15 protein-coding genes are annotated in these 15260 nt (G+C 39.3%); 7 read left to right on the top strand and 8 right to left on the bottom strand.

Translation table 11 applies throughout. The features are described from left to right. Positions 1 to 11 precede the first annotated feature (11 nt). The 5 genes from accD to MK805_RS05085 form a co-directional block, all read right to left on the bottom strand. Positions 12 to 857: an acetyl-CoA carboxylase, carboxyltransferase subunit beta gene (gene accD / locus MK805_RS05105; protein WP_240874387.1), complete on the bottom strand. Its 846-nt coding sequence runs from the start codon at positions 855 to 857 to the stop codon at positions 12 to 14. 43 nt (positions 858 to 900) lie between these two features. Further along, the gene (gene ystJ / locus MK805_RS05100) at positions 901 to 2145 is read right to left on the bottom strand and encodes an NADP-dependent malic enzyme (RefSeq protein WP_240874386.1); all 1245 of its coding nucleotides are present in this window, start codon (positions 2143 to 2145) and stop codon (positions 901 to 903) included. Positions 2146 to 2384: 239 nt separating this feature from the next. After that, positions 2385 to 2684, bottom strand: a complete 300-nt coding sequence (locus MK805_RS05095; RefSeq protein ID WP_240874385.1) for a hypothetical protein — start codon at positions 2682 to 2684, stop codon at positions 2385 to 2387. Positions 2685 to 2929: 245 nt separating this feature from the next. Next, on the bottom strand, positions 2930 to 3154 hold the full coding sequence (locus MK805_RS05090) for a hypothetical protein (protein WP_240874384.1): 225 nt from the start codon (positions 3152 to 3154) through the stop codon (positions 2930 to 2932). Positions 3155 to 3405: 251 nt separating this feature from the next. Then, positions 3406 to 6759 carry a DNA polymerase III subunit alpha gene (locus MK805_RS05085; RefSeq protein ID WP_240874382.1) on the bottom strand — a complete coding sequence of 1118 codons (3354 nt, stop codon included), beginning with the start codon at positions 6757 to 6759 and terminating at the stop codon, positions 3406 to 3408. 153 nt (positions 6760 to 6912) lie between these two features. Here MK805_RS05085 and MK805_RS05080 point away from each other — a divergent pair, with 153 nt between their 5' ends. Both MK805_RS05080 and MK805_RS05075 read left to right on the top strand, forming a co-directional pair. Continuing rightward, positions 6913 to 7113, top strand: a complete 201-nt coding sequence (locus tag MK805_RS05080) for a YtzJ family protein (protein WP_240874381.1) — start codon at positions 6913 to 6915, stop codon at positions 7111 to 7113. 78 nt (positions 7114 to 7191) lie between these two features. Next, the gene (locus MK805_RS05075; RefSeq protein ID WP_240874379.1) at positions 7192 to 7482 is read left to right on the top strand and encodes a YtpI family protein; all 291 of its coding nucleotides are present in this window, start codon (positions 7192 to 7194) and stop codon (positions 7480 to 7482) included. A 28-nt stretch (positions 7483 to 7510) separates the two neighbouring features. Here MK805_RS05075 and MK805_RS05070 read toward each other — a convergent pair whose 3' ends face one another. From MK805_RS05070 to MK805_RS05060, 3 genes are all read right to left on the bottom strand, one after another. Then, positions 7511 to 7768: a hypothetical protein gene (locus MK805_RS05070; protein ID WP_240874377.1), complete on the bottom strand. Its 258-nt coding sequence runs from the start codon at positions 7766 to 7768 to the stop codon at positions 7511 to 7513. Between the two features lie 53 nt (positions 7769 to 7821). Continuing rightward, positions 7822 to 8511: a metal-dependent hydrolase gene (locus tag MK805_RS05065; RefSeq protein ID WP_240874375.1), complete on the bottom strand. Its 690-nt coding sequence runs from the start codon at positions 8509 to 8511 to the stop codon at positions 7822 to 7824. Positions 8512 to 8636: 125 nt separating this feature from the next. Then, entirely contained in the window at positions 8637 to 9173 is a 537-nt protein-coding gene (locus MK805_RS05060) for a hypothetical protein (protein WP_240874374.1), read from the bottom strand. Positions 9174 to 9433: 260 nt separating this feature from the next. Here MK805_RS05060 and MK805_RS05055 point away from each other — a divergent pair, with 260 nt between their 5' ends. Genes MK805_RS05055 through MK805_RS05035 form a run of 5 tightly spaced genes read left to right on the top strand, consistent with a single transcriptional unit; the run spans position 9434 to position 15099 of the window. After that, a complete protein-coding gene (locus MK805_RS05055; RefSeq protein WP_240874372.1) occupies positions 9434 to 10831 on the top strand; it encodes a YheC/YheD family endospore coat-associated protein in 1398 nt (465 codons plus the stop codon). After that, on the top strand, positions 10828 to 11949 hold the full coding sequence (locus tag MK805_RS05050; RefSeq protein ID WP_240874371.1) for a YheC/YheD family endospore coat-associated protein: 1122 nt from the start codon (positions 10828 to 10830) through the stop codon (positions 11947 to 11949). Before MK805_RS05055 ends, MK805_RS05050 begins: the two co-directional genes overlap by 4 nt. Next, positions 11949 to 13316: a YheC/YheD family endospore coat-associated protein gene (locus tag MK805_RS05045; protein ID WP_240874368.1), complete on the top strand. Its 1368-nt coding sequence runs from the start codon at positions 11949 to 11951 to the stop codon at positions 13314 to 13316. Before MK805_RS05050 ends, MK805_RS05045 begins: the two co-directional genes overlap by 1 nt. A 14-nt stretch (positions 13317 to 13330) precedes the next feature. Continuing rightward, a complete protein-coding gene (locus tag MK805_RS05040; protein ID WP_240874366.1) occupies positions 13331 to 14647 on the top strand; it encodes a YheC/YheD family endospore coat-associated protein in 1317 nt (438 codons plus the stop codon). Beyond that, a complete protein-coding gene (locus MK805_RS05035) occupies positions 14644 to 15099 on the top strand; it encodes a GNAT family N-acetyltransferase (RefSeq protein WP_240874364.1) in 456 nt (151 codons plus the stop codon). Before MK805_RS05040 ends, MK805_RS05035 begins: the two co-directional genes overlap by 4 nt. Positions 15100 to 15260 lie beyond the last annotated feature (161 nt).

Below are 15260 nucleotides of genomic sequence, written 5' to 3'. Positions count from 1 at the left end.
CTCTCCCCTCCCTACGCATGAAATGCTAAAATTTTTATCAGAGTATCACGAAGCTCTAAGCGAGGTACAACTTGATCCAATTGTCCTCTCTTTAATAGAAACTCAGCAGTTTGAAAATCATCTGGCAATTTTTGCCGAACCGTTTGTTCAATAACGCGTCTTCCTGCAAAACCGATCAGCGCACCTGGTTCAGCAATATTAATATCTCCTAATGAAGAAAAACTAGCGGAAACTCCACCAGTAGTGGGGTTGGTTAGAACAGAAATAAATAATACTTTTTCCCGATTCATTCTCTCTAATGCAGCAGTCGTTTTTGCCATTTGCATCAAGGAAAGAGCTCCTTCTTGCATACGCGCACCACCAGAAGCCGAGAAAAGAATAAATGGATATTTCTTCTTCACTGCCCGTTCCGCCGCTCTCGTTATTTTCTCCCCAACAACAGAGCCCATGCTCCCCATACGAAACCGAGAATCCATCACTCCAAGGATAACCGGATATCCTCCGATTGTTCCCTCACCAGTTACGATCGCTTCGTTCATATTCGTTTTCTTGATATCTTGTTCGATCTTTTCTACGTAACCTGGAAACTCCAAAGGATCTACAGATCGCAGATCCTCATCGAATGGAAAGAAATGTTCTTCGTCAATGAGAGAAGCAATCCGTTCTGGAGCACTGAGTGAAAAATGATATCCACAAGAATGACATACTTTTAGATTTTTCTCTAACTCTTTGGCAATAAATATCGTTCCACATTTTGGGCATTTTTCCATAATTCCTTCCGGAATCTCTTTCTTGGCTTGTTCCGAAGGGATCGTGGCATACTTTCTTTGTTTACGGAATAAATCCTTCAATGACAATGAATCTCACCTCTTTTTCCCTAAGAGATTAAAGTGTAATTTGTTAGCTTTGGATAGCAGCATTTGTTAATTGTATCGTTTTTTCCAATATATCGTCAGGATTTGCTTGGATCAAAGCCACACCTGTTTGAATAGCTGCTGCCGCTACATCTCGTGCTACCTGGGGAGCAACTCTTGCATCAAAAGGTGCTGGAATCACATAATCAGGACGGAGTTCATAGTCAGGAATCAGATTCGCAATCGCATAAGCTGCTGCCACTTTCATTTCCTCATTTATTTGTGTTGCCCGGACATCAAGAGCTCCTCGAAAAATGCCTGGAAAAGCGAGTACATTGTTAACTTGGTTTGGAAAATCAGATCTGCCCGTTCCAACTACTTTGGCACCAGCAGCAACAGCCTCACCCGGCATGATCTCTGGGTCAGGGTTTGCCATTGCGAAGATAATCGGATCCCGATTCATTGATTTTACCATATCTGAAGTCACTGCACCTGCAACTGACACACCGATAAAGACATCTGCATCTTTGATTGCGGTCTGCAAATCACCTTGAATCAGACCACGATTCGTTATTTTCGCGATATCCTCTTTGATCGAGTTCATACCATTGGAGCGACCTTCATAAATAGCACCTTTACTATCACAAAGGATGACATCTGTTACACCCAAATGAATTAATAATTTCACGATAGAAATTCCAGCTGCGCCTGCACCATTGATTACAACCCGAATTTCACCCATCTCTTTATCAACTACTTTGAGTGCATTGATTAAACCTGCTACCGTTACAATTGCAGTCCCATGTTGGTCATCATGAAACACAGGGATTTTCAATTCTGCTTTTAACCGCTTTTCTATTTCAAAACAAGCAGGGGCAGCGATGTCTTCTAAATTAATGCCGCCAAATGTAGGCTCGAGAATTTTGACCGTCTCTACAATTTTATCTACATCAGTCGTATCAATACAAATGGGAAAAGCATCCACACCTGCAAAAGCCTTGAAAAGCACTGCTTTTCCTTCCATTACAGGCATTGCAGCATGCGGGCCGATATTACCTAGTCCTAAGACTGCTGTACCGTCCGATACTACTCCTACTAGGTTCCCTTTCATCGTATAGTCATATACTTTTTCTCGATGCTGATGAATTTCTTTACATGGTTCTGCAACACCTGGTGAATAAGCCAAGCTCAAATCATGTGCATTTTTTACTGGAACTTTCGACAGAACCTCTAATTTCCCTTGCTTCTCTTGATGTAATTGTAATGATTTCTCTCGAATACTTGTCACCATTTTCGCTCCTTTAGGCTTGCTGCTTCAGCAGCTTTACTTGTCCACTGGGTGGCAAACTCCGACTCATAATACCAAACATTATAACAAAAAGGAATATAGAAGAGACAACTTGCTTTGTATCATATCTTTTCCACAAAAAAATAAGCTTTTTTATCCTTATTTTTTTACACATTAAAAAGATTGGTTCGGGATTAACCCGAACCATAGTCACTTTTTCAACCATCCATTGAATTCCCTTCCTATTCCTGTAATAACTCATTATCCCTAAAAGGTTGACGAACTACATGAGCTTCCACTGGAACTGCTACAGGAACTACTACTCGAACTGTTACTACTTGAACTACTGCTACAAGAGCTACTACTTGAACTGCAACTACTTGAGTTACTACTGCATGAACTACTACTGCTTGAATTACTACTGCATGAATTACTACTACAGGAATTACTACTACAGGAATTACTACTACAGGAATTACTACTGCATGAACTGCTAGTACAGGAATTACTATCACTTGAATTGCTACTAGAACTATCATCATAAGAATGGTTCAAATGATGAGAGGATGAATGATTGGAATTATAGGAGGAGCCACCCCCGCCTGAACCAGTCCAAGTATCATAACTATCATTACTCCAGTCTTTCCTCTTATTTCCCCCTTCTTGGCAAAGATCTGCTACACAAACGCTTGAAGTGGAAATTAACAAAACCAAAATGATAAGCGTAATGATAAAAATCATGAAGACTCACCAACCCTTCCAAGGGTATACATGATTTACGCATATTTCATGATAAATGAATATTTGGTAATAATAAGTTGATTCCCCATCGAAACATTAACGTTTTTAAGCACAAGAGAAAAAACTGGTTCGTCTTCTTATGAAGATGACGAACCACATGAACTTCCACCACCGCTGCTACAGGAACTACTACTGCACGAACCACTACTGCATGAACTACTGCTACAGGAATTACTTCCACAAGAACTACTACTGCACGAGCTACCGCCACTACAGGAATGGTACCAAGAAGAGTGACGACGTTTATTTTTATGTGATGATCTTCTTCTCTTTTTTCCGTTGCACATGTTACTTATACAAATAATAGAAGTGAACATTAACACACCTAGCACAAAAAAAGACACAATCAAAGATGTAATCATAGAAATAACCACCCTTTCAAAGGGTAAACCGGTGTGAATGTATATATACTCTATTATATCACAATATTTACAATTTATAAAAACATCGAATTCTTGCAGTTTACACTAGTTTGACGTTATTTTTTCCTACAATTTGTATAAGTTCCTTTAAACAATCATCAGTTGGAAATATTCCTAATTCTGTGACAGGGAGTTCCAAAGTTGATTTCGTTCGTTCATAGTACAAAAAAACAGATATCAAACCAGGATGATTTTCTAAAATATTTTTTATGGTTTTAACCTTTTTCTCCGCTTGTTCAGGGATACGAATATATAGCTTTTTCGCTTTGTTCATAGATTCTAATGAAAACAAGTCATTCACGATAAGCTTTGGCTGTTGATTGGACACTTGCAAAGTAGCGGAAACCCCGATCATTTGATTCTCTCGAAGGAGCATTCTCGTATGTTGAAATACATTAGGAAACACAACGAGTTCTACTGAACCTGTTTTATCACCAGCTTCCACAAATGCCATCGTATCACCTTTTTTTGTCTGAACTAGTTTTACACTTGTAATCAGCAAGGCTAATTCTACTTTTGTATGATCAGATAAATTACTCAGCTGATGAGCGGTAAAAGCACTTTGTGGGTACGCCTCTAGCGGATGACCAGATAAATAAAACCCAATTAATTCTCGTTCCATTTCCAACTGTTCCATTAAAGTATATGGTGCTAGATCAGGATACTCTATTTCATATGGGAATTCTTGAAACAATGGAAGCTGATTACCAGTATCACGGTTAGCCTCCATTGCATCTTCCAACACTGCTAACTTCTGTTTTCGATTGCCAGGAAGACCGTCCAATGCCCCAACTTTAATGAGTGATTCTAGTACACGACTATTACACACCCGCAGATTAATTCTCCCACATAGATCAAACAAATCTCGAAAAGGCCCTTGTTCCCTAGCTTGTAAAATAGAACGAATCGCTAAAGTACCAACGTTTTTTATCGCACCAAGTCCAAAAAATATTCCTTTATCTGAAATCGTGAAATTCTCCTCGCTCGTTTCCACATTAGGAGGAAATACAGGAATACCCATTTTCTTTACTTCCTCTAAATACTCCACCATTTTGTTTTGATTACCTATAGTCGTAGTGAGGAGAGCAGTTAAAAAATCAACAGGATAATTTGCTTTGAGATAAGCAGTCTGGTATGCGAGTACAGCATAGGCAACAGCATGACTGCGATTAAATCCATAATCGGCAAAGCGAACAATCAAATCATATACTTCATTTCCCAAATCCCGACTATATCCTTGCTTCACACAGCCTTCCACAAACGCAATTCGCTGCTCATGTAAAAGTTCTTTTTTCTTCTTCCCTACAGCTCGGCGAAGGATATCTGCTTCTCCTAATGTAAAACCAGCTAAAGTCGAAGCAATTTGCATGATTTGCTCTTGATATACTATGATTCCATAAGTATTTTGGAGAATTTCCGTTAAAATAGGATGTGGAATATGAGTTTTTTCTTGGCCATATTTCGCTCGGATAAAACGCGGAATCTGCTCTATTGGCCCTGGACGATATAGCGCATTTACTGCAACAATATCTTCGAAATTGGAAGGTTTTAATTTTTTTAGCACGTTTCTCATTCCTGCAGATTCCAATTGAAATATGCCACTCGTTTCTCCGCTTGAAAGCAGAGCATATGTAGCTGAATCGTTCATTTCATCATCAAACTGAAACGCTTTTCCTGTTTGTTGCCCAATAAACTTTTTCGCCCGTTCGATGACAGTCAAATAGCGAAGCCCTAATAGGTCCATTTTTAATAATCCAATAGCCTCAAGAGATTCCATTGGATATTGGGTGATTGGACCAATCCCACTGCCTTCTTGCAGGGGAACATAGTCAGTGAGAGGAGATGGAGCGATAACAATACCAGCAGCATGGGTAGAAGGGTGTCTTGGTATTCCTTCGATCTTAGCGACAGTTTGAAAAAGCTGCCTAACAGTTGGATTATGCTCTATTTCCTCTTGTAGTAAGGGCTCCTGTTTAATCGCTTGCTCAAGTGTTATGCCAGGTGTTCCAGGAATGTACTTAGAGAGTTTGTCCACTTGTTGATAAGGAATTCCCATGACTCTCCCAACATCACGAACTGCCGCCCGCGGAGCCATTGTTCCAAACGTGATGATTTGTGCAACTCTATCTTCTCCAAATCGTTTCCTTGCATATTCAATCACTTCGTCTCTTCGTTCATAGTCAAAATCAATATCAATATCAGGCAGATTGATTCGTTCTGGATTCAGAAACCGCTCAAATAACAGCTCGTAGCGAATGGGATCAACTTGTGTAATTCCTAACAAATAAGCTACTAAACTCCCAGCAGCTGATCCCCTTCCCGGACCTACGGCAATTCCTTGCTTCCATGCAAATCGAACCAAATCCCAAACAATTAAAAAGTAATCATTAAAACCCATTTGATCAATGACCCTCAATTCATAATCCAGTCGTTTGATAATGGTTTCATCAGGCTCTTGATATCGTTTTGTCAATCCTTTTTGACATAAAGCTGCAAGATATTCTTTTGGTGAAAAGGAATCTGGAACAGGAAATGCTGGTAACAAAATTTCTCCAAGCGGCAGATGAACATTGCAACGATTGGCAAGTTTTACTGTATTGTAGATAGCCTCTGGGACATGAGGAAACAAAGCAGCCATTTCTTCCGTTGATTTTAAATATACTTGATCTGTATCGAATCGAAATCGATTTTCATCTGCTAGTTTACTGCCTGTTCCAATACACAAGAGGCAGTCATGGGTATGTGTGTCTTGTTTATTGGTATAGTGAACATCATTTGTAGCAATGAGCGAAAGGCCATATTGTTTCGCCCATTCTATGAGAACTTGGTTTACTTTTTGTTGTTCCCACAGTTGATGATTTTGTAATTCTAGAAAAAAATGATCCGTCCCAAAAATATCGAGATATTCTTCTAATAAATGCTTCGCTTGTTTCAAATCATCTTGTAAAATAGCTCTCGGTATCTCTCCTGCCAGGCAGGAACTGGTTGCAATCAAGCCTTTCGAATATTGTCTTAATAATTGTTTATCAATCCGTGGGCGATAGTGAAAACCTCTGAGCTGTGCTTCTGTTACTAACTTCATTAAATTTTGATATCCTTGATTCGTTTCTGCTATTAATAAGAGATGATTGTTTTTTGCATCTTTTCGTTTTGGACGTTCCTGATAATGACCAGCTGTCAGATACATCTCACACCCGATAATCGGTTTTATTCCATTTTTTTTACACAGTTGATAAAATGGGATCACTCCATACATAGAACCGTGATCCGTAATCGCTAAACTTTCCATCCCTAAATCTTTCGCCTTCTGTATCACTTCCACTAATCGAGAGGCACCATCTAGCAAACTATATTCAGTATGAACATGTAAATGTACAAACGAATTGCGGTCCATTTTGCTGAAAACTCCTCTCTGACAAAAATTAATTGTGAATAAATCTATTAAATTTTAAAAGATTGACGTATTTCTTCTTCAGGATCGGTTTCATAATCCCATCATTTCGGGTATGATATTAGTATATAAATCTTGGAAAGGGGGAACCAAATTATGATTATAAGTCGTAAGCGGCTTGCGAGGGAAAAGTTGGAAAAACTAAAAAATGGATACTCTGTTTACACGGAAACCGAAGAAGTAGCAAATTACATTGAAAAAGAACTTTCCAACCTTGGAAAAAAAGTACTCATCGACCGTACGCCAATTGGATGTTGGTTTATCCCCGAAGAGCGTCTAGAAGATACCAATTCGTAAACTAACTCTTAGAGTGAAGATAAATAACGCCCCATTTTAGATGGCGGCGTTTCTTCACGCCTTAATTTGGAGGAATTCATGGTAACACTAACATTAGTGCTCATCGTCATCATGATCCTGACATTTTGTAGTACTATCTATTTTAGCATTGTTTCGCGGCGAAAGGGAGCAAATGCTCTCCTTTCTAGAAGCTATATGAATTTAAGTATGGGAATTTTATTTGCAGCCTTATCCATCCATCTCTTCACTTTTAAACTGCCTATACTTGGAAAAATATTTACAACTCTTATCTTACTGATTGGTGTCATTAATGTATACTATTCCTTTAAGATGAAACAACTCGCAAATCAACAAATGCAGCAAAAATAAAAGTACAGGAGAGTATTCCTGTACTTTTTTAATATGATTTACCCAATCCTCGTTGTTTCTTCTTATGCTGCAACCAATTTTGTCTCCATTGATACTCCTTTTGTCTTTGTAACTTTTTAGCAGTCTGCTTCCATGCATTCCAATTGGCAATGACATAAAATAACGTGAACATAACCCAGAGACTAGAAAATAAGATTTGCAGCTGTGTATCCCACTCTAGCCGAGGGACAGCAAATACAATTAATCCTATTCCACCGATAATTTTTGTCAAAGTAAAAAACTGCATGCTCTCCACCACCTTTATCTACTATATGAAAGATGGTAGTAAAATAGACGAGCTTATCCGTTTATGGATTCACCTGGCTGCAAGACTACTCCCGATAAACCTTTATACCGGAGATTGGTAATAAATTTAGAAGCATCTTGCTCGATTACAGGAAAAGTATTGTAGTGGATCGGTACTACCTGCTTTGCATCTATCCACTCTGCTGCAATCAAAGCATCTTCAGGACCCATTGTAAAATAATCTCCAATCGGCAAAAATGCGATATCAATATCGTTTTGCATTCCTATTAATTTCATATCCGAAAACAAAGAGGTATCTCCAGCGTGATAAATAATCTTTCCTTCTATTTGAAGCAGAAAACCAGCAGGATTGCCCAAATAAATAATCTCTTTCTTCTCATGATCCTCAAAAGAAGAACTGTGGTGAGCTAACGTTAACTTTACTCGGCCAAATGGGAAATCGCAGCTACCGCCAATGTTCATTCCATATGTCTCTAGTCCTTGCCATGACAACCATGTAGCTAGTTCCACAGGAGCAATCACTTTAGCATTATTTTTCTTGGCAATCGGGATCGTATCACCAAGGTGGTCCCCATGTCCATGTGTCAATAAAACATAATCTACCTTTACCTGATCAGCTGTAATATCCGCTAAAGGATTCCCTGTTAAAAATGGATCGATAATCAGGTTGTATTCATTTGTATGTATCTCGATACAGGATTGTCCATGATAAGTAATTTTCATGGTTTTCCCTCCTCCTATTAAAAAAACTACATCTTTCATGATGTAGTCTTGTACCTATCCTAATAAATGGGTTCGGCTGGGTCAAGGTATTGCTACCCTTCCCCAGCCGAAGCTCACCGTTTGGCTCAGTATGCCTCAACCAAACGGCGTATCGCGCCACGAACCGTCGCATCCAGCTTTTCCCGGGAGAACCCGAAAATAACCGTCCAATGGTACGACAACGTCGGCTTACCCCTCCAAATCTCCTTGAGAATGAGCTCACGGACAAGGGACTCCTTTCGATCCAAAGTCTTCCCCATGAACCAGAGCGCAAATTCGCTCGCTTCACTCCTGTAGAAGTCATTGAGGAGCTGGCGGGATTCCGGCATGGACTTGATCAAGAGCTCCAGCAGTTCACACTGAAGCTTCTCACGGAGCGAGTCGCTGGCGATCTGCTTCATCAGGTCATATGCCTCTTCCAACTTCCCTTCGAACAGGAGCGGGAAGATCCGGAAGTTGACCAAAGTTGCATCAGTGGAGAGATCCTCCCGGGAGACATAGTTCCGGTACAGCCGGGCAGCATCGGTCAGGCACGTGTCAATAACGTTCATCATGTTACCTTTCAAGAATCTACCATCAAAGCAGTAGAACAATCGCACCTTGGTGGCGATTAACTTTTTCAAGCATATCATAATCCTTTCTATTGTTCACATAGAATTATTTATTTTTTAAAATTTACCATATTAATATTCTAAATAAGAGCCGTATTTTATCTATAATTTGCTAATTTAGGATCAAATCCAGGTAAAACTTTATTCTTATCACCATCTTTTTATCAAACCAGTTTCACAGCTCTCCTAAAACTTAAAACGCCCGTTTTAAGCACCCCTTGATACTTGCCTACATAGCATACCATTAGTTACCGCTTGGGAAGGGGATTTTTATGGGGCTACAAAAAATACAGCTACAAATTGTTCCGGAGCACCAGTTTACAAATGACAGCAACATCATCATGAGTCGCTCAGTGGCCCTAGCCCTTGGCATCAAAGAGCAGCCTTTTTGGGTTACTTTTGGAAATGCAGCTGATACGGCCTATCTTTCCTTGAGTAATCGTTCTGGTAACTTGGTCCGAATTCATGAAAAACTAGCAAAAAAACTGAACTTGCGATCACAACCTTCTATTTACGCACAGTATGATGAGAAAGCAATGCGTTTAAAATTTGGACCATTGTTTGGAGTGTTAATCAATACTACGCCAAACCCCAGTCAAGAACATGTCTTAGGACCACTCACCAAATTTTTGGATGAATGTGTACTCGCTGGCATTACTCGTGGCACTACGGTAGCTGTTTTTCAACCAAATAAAATTGAACTAGATAATCGATTAATTACTGCTTGGATAAAAGAAAAAGGAAAATGGATCAACACGAAAATACCTTTCCCAGATATCATTTACAATCGAATCACTTCACGTCGAATTGAAGAACAAGTGAATGTGCAAAAGAAACTAGATAAACTAACTAGTTATCATCAAATTCCTATGTTTAATGAACGTTTTCTGGATAAGTGGCAAGTACACGAAATTTTAAAGCAAGATGAATCTATTTCATCTATGCTGCCGAAGACCACTCGATACAGCTTAAAAAAAGTAAAAGAATCTCTTACCCATTTACCTTGCCTTTATCTTAAACCGACCAATGGAAGTCTAGGCGGCGGAATTATCCGCCTAAGTAAAGCCCATCAAACGTATCTCTATCAATATGCCACACCCAATGGAACACACACACGGGCGACAAATTCCTTCTTAGAACTAGGAAAAATATTATCTCATCGCATTAAAAAGCAGCCCTATATCATTCAACAGGGGTTGTCTTTGATCACTTATGATAAACGACCTGTTGATTTTCGTGTCCTTACCCAAAAAGATAAAGAGGGTAAATGGTCTGTCACATCTGCTGTAGCTCGGATTGCAAATGACCGGCAGATTGTATCCAATTTAGCTCGTGGGGGAACACTCCGTAAAGTCCATGAGGTATTGGCTGAACTCCCAGCTTTAAAGCATAAACCAACAAGTAATGATATCAGGCAAACAGCGATGAAGATTGCTAACACATTTGAACAACACGCAAAAGGACATTTTGCTGAATTAGGAATTGACCTTGCACTCGATACAAACGGGCGAATATGGTTATTAGAAATTAATTCAAAACCATCTAAAACAGATGATACTGTCTTAAATCAAGGAGGAAGAATACGTCCATCCGTATCCAAGTTATTTGATTATGTCCATTTTTTAGCTGGGATTCATAGTTCCAAACCTGCAAGGAGGAGACGACGATGATATCCAATAAGCTCTATCGCACAGTCGGAATCATTGTCTGTACACAAAAAAACGTATTAAAGGTTCCTCCTTTTCCTGAGTCTATCTATTTTTTTCAATTGGCTAAAATCGCAAAACAAAATCAATTGGAGATATGTATTTTTAACCCTCAGCACATCAATTGGGAAAATCGAACAGTACCAGCGTGGCATGTAGAAGGCAACAAATGGAAATTTGGTATAAAAGCCCTTCCTTTCGTCATTTATGATCGCTGTTACTACACCAGTACAGCACACTTTCAACAATATCGAGCTCATATACTTCGTATCCATCAAGATAAGACAGTCCAGTTTCTCGGTCGAGCACTTGGCGGAAAAATGCAAACCTACAACATGCTTCGAACCAACCAGGAAATTGAACCTTATCTGCCAGAAACTAAAATTTACAGTGGTACCAGCAGTTTCCTTTCTATGTTAAATCAGTATCCAAAAGTTTGTATCAAACCTAATGGAGGAAGTCATGGAATTGGAGTAGTTTCCATCGAACAAGTACAAGATGGATATCATATCAGAGGCAGAAACAAAGCAAACTTTCCATTTGAAAAGCGTATCTCAACACAGCAGCAACTTGTCGCATGGGTACAGACATTTATTCAGAAAACGAGATATTTGATTCAACCCTTTTTATCCCTTCAAACAGCAGATGGTTCTCCATTTGATCTGCGAATATTGATACAAAAAAACGGAAAACAACAGTGGGAAACAACAGGGAAAGCTATTCGTATCGGAAAAGAAAAAAGCATCACATCCAATTTACATGGAGGTGGAGATGCGAAGAAGCTAGAGCCTTTTTTAGCAGATAACTTCCACGAGGAACAAATCGAAGCAATCAAAGCGCAAATTGAAAAAATAGCTATGATTGTTCCCTCACATATCGAAAAGCAGCATGGAAAGTTAGTGGAATTAGGACTTGATGTAGGAATCGATCGCCATGCACATGTTTGGATTATTGAAGTGAATTCCAAACCAGGTCGCTCCGTCTTCCTACGGACGGGCGAAAAAGAGATCAGGAAACGTTCCATGGAACTTCCTATCCAATATGCCAAAGCTCTGCTTTCCCAGAAAGTAGGAGGATATTGATGAATTCAATCATCTGTCAAACGCAGCTATCACACACTACTCCTGCAAAAGCAATTTTTATGCCTATAAAATTATGTGACCAATTTGGTTTTTCTAATGGTCAGTCTATCAAAGTGGAGATCGGCAGTCGATCTGTTATCACTAGGATCATTGCTACCAAAACAACAGCGACAACAAAAATTATCTTCACACCTTCCATAGCAAGACAATTATCTCTTCCTTACACTGGTAAAATGCGAGTTCTCGTCCAAAATCGCACGCTTAAATTTGGACCAGTGATTGGAATATTAACTACAGGATTCCAATCCAATATTGCAACGCCTTTTGGAGGAAGAACATCTTTATTTCGAAGCTTTATCCAAGCTGGAGACAGTGAAAAACCTATCATCTATGTATTTACACCTGAGATGATCGACTGGCAAAATAGAGTGGTTACAGCTTGGTATTTCCGATTGGGAAAATGGATGAAACACGTATCTCCTCTGCCTGATGTAATTTATGAAAGAATTCCAAATCGAAAATCGGAAAATCTAGCCCAAGTACAAAACTGTATTAGTCGTTTGAAAACACTTACTAACTGCCAAATATTTAACCAAGGCTTCTTTAATAAATGGTCTGTTCACGAATGGTTGTATCAAAACGAAGAAACAAAAGAATATATCCCTGAAACTGTTTTGTCTCCTTCCATTCAAACTTTGCAACAGATGTTAGAAGAACATGAGATGGTCTACTTAAAACCGATCCGCGGCAGTCTCGGACTTGGAATATTCCGTATTACCTACTCTCCTGCAAAAGGATACTACTGTCGTTTTCATGGCGGAGAACGAAATGTTCTGCATCGATTTGCCACACTAGAATCACTTTTATCTCACTACTTTCGTAAAAACAAACAAAGATTTAAAGGATATCTCGCCCAACAAGGCATTCGTCTCATCCGTATCCAAAACAGACCTGTCGATTTTCGAGTCCACATCCACAAAGACAGTTCAGATGATTGGAAAGTAGTGGGAATTGGCAGCAAATTAGCAGGTGTTGGTTCTGTAACGACCCATGTTCGAACTGGAGGAACGCTGCTATCAACCCGGCAACTTTTTGAAAAAAACTTCGGCGACAGATCTGAAGAAATGCTGCAATCTTTGAAAGATACAGCAATTCTCATTGCAGAAGTATTGGAAGAAAATGCAGATGGTCCGTTAGGTGAGATCGGAATGGATATGGGAATTGATCAGGATTATCGAATTTGGTTATTTGAATGCAATGCCAAACCAGGAAGACATATTTTCGATCACCCAAGTTTAAGGGAAGCTGGTCGCCAATCGGCTAAATGCATCACAGACTACAGCATGAAATTAGCTCAATTCGTATAGGAAGGAGGAAAATCATGCAAATACCTAAAATCGGTTTGTTAGAATTAAATACTTCCTCCTCTCCTTTGCGATATTATCCTATAAAGCCGGGCAAAAAAACGAACGAAAAACCAATAGATGTATCACTTGGAGACGATTTATCAAGCCGTATTCAAGTCCAAAAACACCCAGCACCGCTTCGAAAGATCAATCATCTACCTGTAAGAAGTAAAAAAACATCACAAGGCCAATATCAATTGGGACCTTTTGTAGCAATCTTAACAAGTGATAGTAGAACACCATTTGCAGGAAATCATAAAAATTTTGCAGATTTGATCCAAATGGGAAGACAGTTAGGAATAACGGTATATGTGTTAACACCAAAAGGAATACGAGCAGGAAAACCATTTGTAAACGGCTACCTCTTGCAGAAATCAAAGCCTAGACCACAATTTCAACAAAAACTGCTGCCATTTCCGAGTGTTGTCTATAACCGTATACCTTATCGCAATGAAGAACGCTCTAACGAGGTCATCCAAGCGATCAAGCATTTAAAACAAAAAAAAGTCCCTATTTTCAACCCTTATTTTTTTAATAAATGGTCCCTATACAAAGATTTGAGCGCAACGCCTTGCCAGACTCACCTACCTGCTACTGCCAAATTAACGGACTATACCTCTTTCCTCCAAATGATGCTCCAACACACATCATTGATTCTAAAGCCAATAGAGGGAAAAGCAGGTATCGGCATGATGAAAGTGGAGGGAAATGGACCGTATACACTAACCTACCAAACAAAAATGCAAAAACAACGTCTAAACATTTCCAAACTGCCTCAAGTATATGAACAGATCAAAAAGCGCACCAAAAGCAGGCCTTATGTCCTTCAACAAGCTATTGAACTCGCAACTTACCAAGGAAGCCCCTTTGATATTCGCATGTTAGTACAAAAAGATGGGACAGCAGATTGGAAAATATCTGGAATTGGGGTACGCATTGCAGGGCAAAGAGCTATTTCTACTCATGTACCAATGGGAGGAAGGATTGAAAGCTTAGAGCGGGTATTAGTTAATACTTTCCCACAGCAAAAGAAAACACTTCAACAGCGCTTAGAACAACTCGGCATTTCATTCGCAAAAGAGATTGAGGAAAAGACAGGAAAAACACTTGGAGAAATGTCGATGGATATTGGTATTGATAAATTTGGGAAACTATGGTTTTTTGAAGCAAACGCCAAACCACAAAAATTCGATGAACCGACAATTCGTGCCAGATCATTGCGTAGAATATTAGAATATGCTCTCTATTTATCCAGTTTTCCATCTTACCGGCGAAGGGTTGTTTCAGAATGAAAATAACGACCTTTACATTACCAAACCTCTTACCATATCGACAGAAGATAATCTTATTTTTGCGTAAAAATGGTGAAGGCAGAATTACTCATCGGGCTCTCCGTTGGTTATCTCGTATTACAACGAGTGAAAGTACACCTGGTTCCATTGCACTTGTCGCTTTAGAAGAGAAACAATTAGCTGGAGTAATGATCTTCAGCCGTTATGGGATCGAGGAAGCGATTACTGCTGTTCATCCTCGATATCGGAAGCAAGGAGTTGGGGAAGCACTCCTGATGGAGGCAAAAGAAAAATTAGGGAAAGTATATACAAAAGTGGCATGTGATAATACTGCTAGTTTGAAATTATGTTTTCGTTGTGGATTACGAGCGTTTTCGTTATTTAAAGGACCAACGGGTAAGCCGACGTTATGGTTAGGTGGCGGAGACTACGACCCCAATGATATTCGATAAAAAGCACATTCTCAGAACGAATGTGCTTTTTCGTTGTGTTATCGCTCTTTCGTACCTTTGTTTAAACCAAATAGTAACCGGAAAGTCATCATAATGTTATATATTTTTAATACTCCTAACAATGATTCTATTATAATTTAAATATTCCTATGAAATGAGGA

The organism is Shimazuella soli (assembly GCF_022511585.1).
Lineage (GTDB): Bacteria > Bacillota > Bacilli > Thermoactinomycetales > Thermoactinomycetaceae > Shimazuella > Shimazuella soli.
The sequence above is the reverse complement of the archived record's forward strand: the minus strand, read 5'-3'. Positions and strand labels throughout refer to the sequence as shown.

Excerpts from the sequence above, each read along its gene's own strand:
- ystJ (WP_240874386.1), bottom strand. The coding sequence starts at position 2,145 with ATGGTGACAAGTATTCGAGAGAAATCATTACAATTACATCAAGAGAAG.
- MK805_RS05095 (WP_240874385.1), bottom strand. The coding sequence starts at position 2,684 with ATGATGATAGTTCTAGTAGCAATTCAAGTGATAGTAATTCCTGTACTA.
- MK805_RS05085 (WP_240874382.1), bottom strand. The coding sequence starts at position 6,759 with ATGGACCGCAATTCGTTTGTACATTTACATGTTCATACTGAATATAGT.
- MK805_RS05080 (WP_240874381.1), top strand. The coding sequence starts at position 6,913 with ATGATTATAAGTCGTAAGCGGCTTGCGAGGGAAAAGTTGGAAAAACTA.
- MK805_RS05075 (WP_240874379.1), top strand. The coding sequence starts at position 7,192 with ATGGTAACACTAACATTAGTGCTCATCGTCATCATGATCCTGACATTT.
- MK805_RS05070 (WP_240874377.1), bottom strand. The coding sequence starts at position 7,768 with ATGCAGTTTTTTACTTTGACAAAAATTATCGGTGGAATAGGATTAATT.
- MK805_RS05065 (WP_240874375.1), bottom strand. The coding sequence starts at position 8,511 with ATGAAAATTACTTATCATGGACAATCCTGTATCGAGATACATACAAAT.
- MK805_RS05055 (WP_240874372.1), top strand. The coding sequence starts at position 9,434 with ATGGGGCTACAAAAAATACAGCTACAAATTGTTCCGGAGCACCAGTTT.
- MK805_RS05050 (WP_240874371.1), top strand. The coding sequence starts at position 10,828 with ATGATATCCAATAAGCTCTATCGCACAGTCGGAATCATTGTCTGTACA.
- MK805_RS05045 (WP_240874368.1), top strand. The coding sequence starts at position 11,949 with ATGAATTCAATCATCTGTCAAACGCAGCTATCACACACTACTCCTGCA.
- MK805_RS05040 (WP_240874366.1), top strand. The coding sequence starts at position 13,331 with ATGCAAATACCTAAAATCGGTTTGTTAGAATTAAATACTTCCTCCTCT.
- MK805_RS05035 (WP_240874364.1), top strand. The coding sequence starts at position 14,644 with ATGAAAATAACGACCTTTACATTACCAAACCTCTTACCATATCGACAG.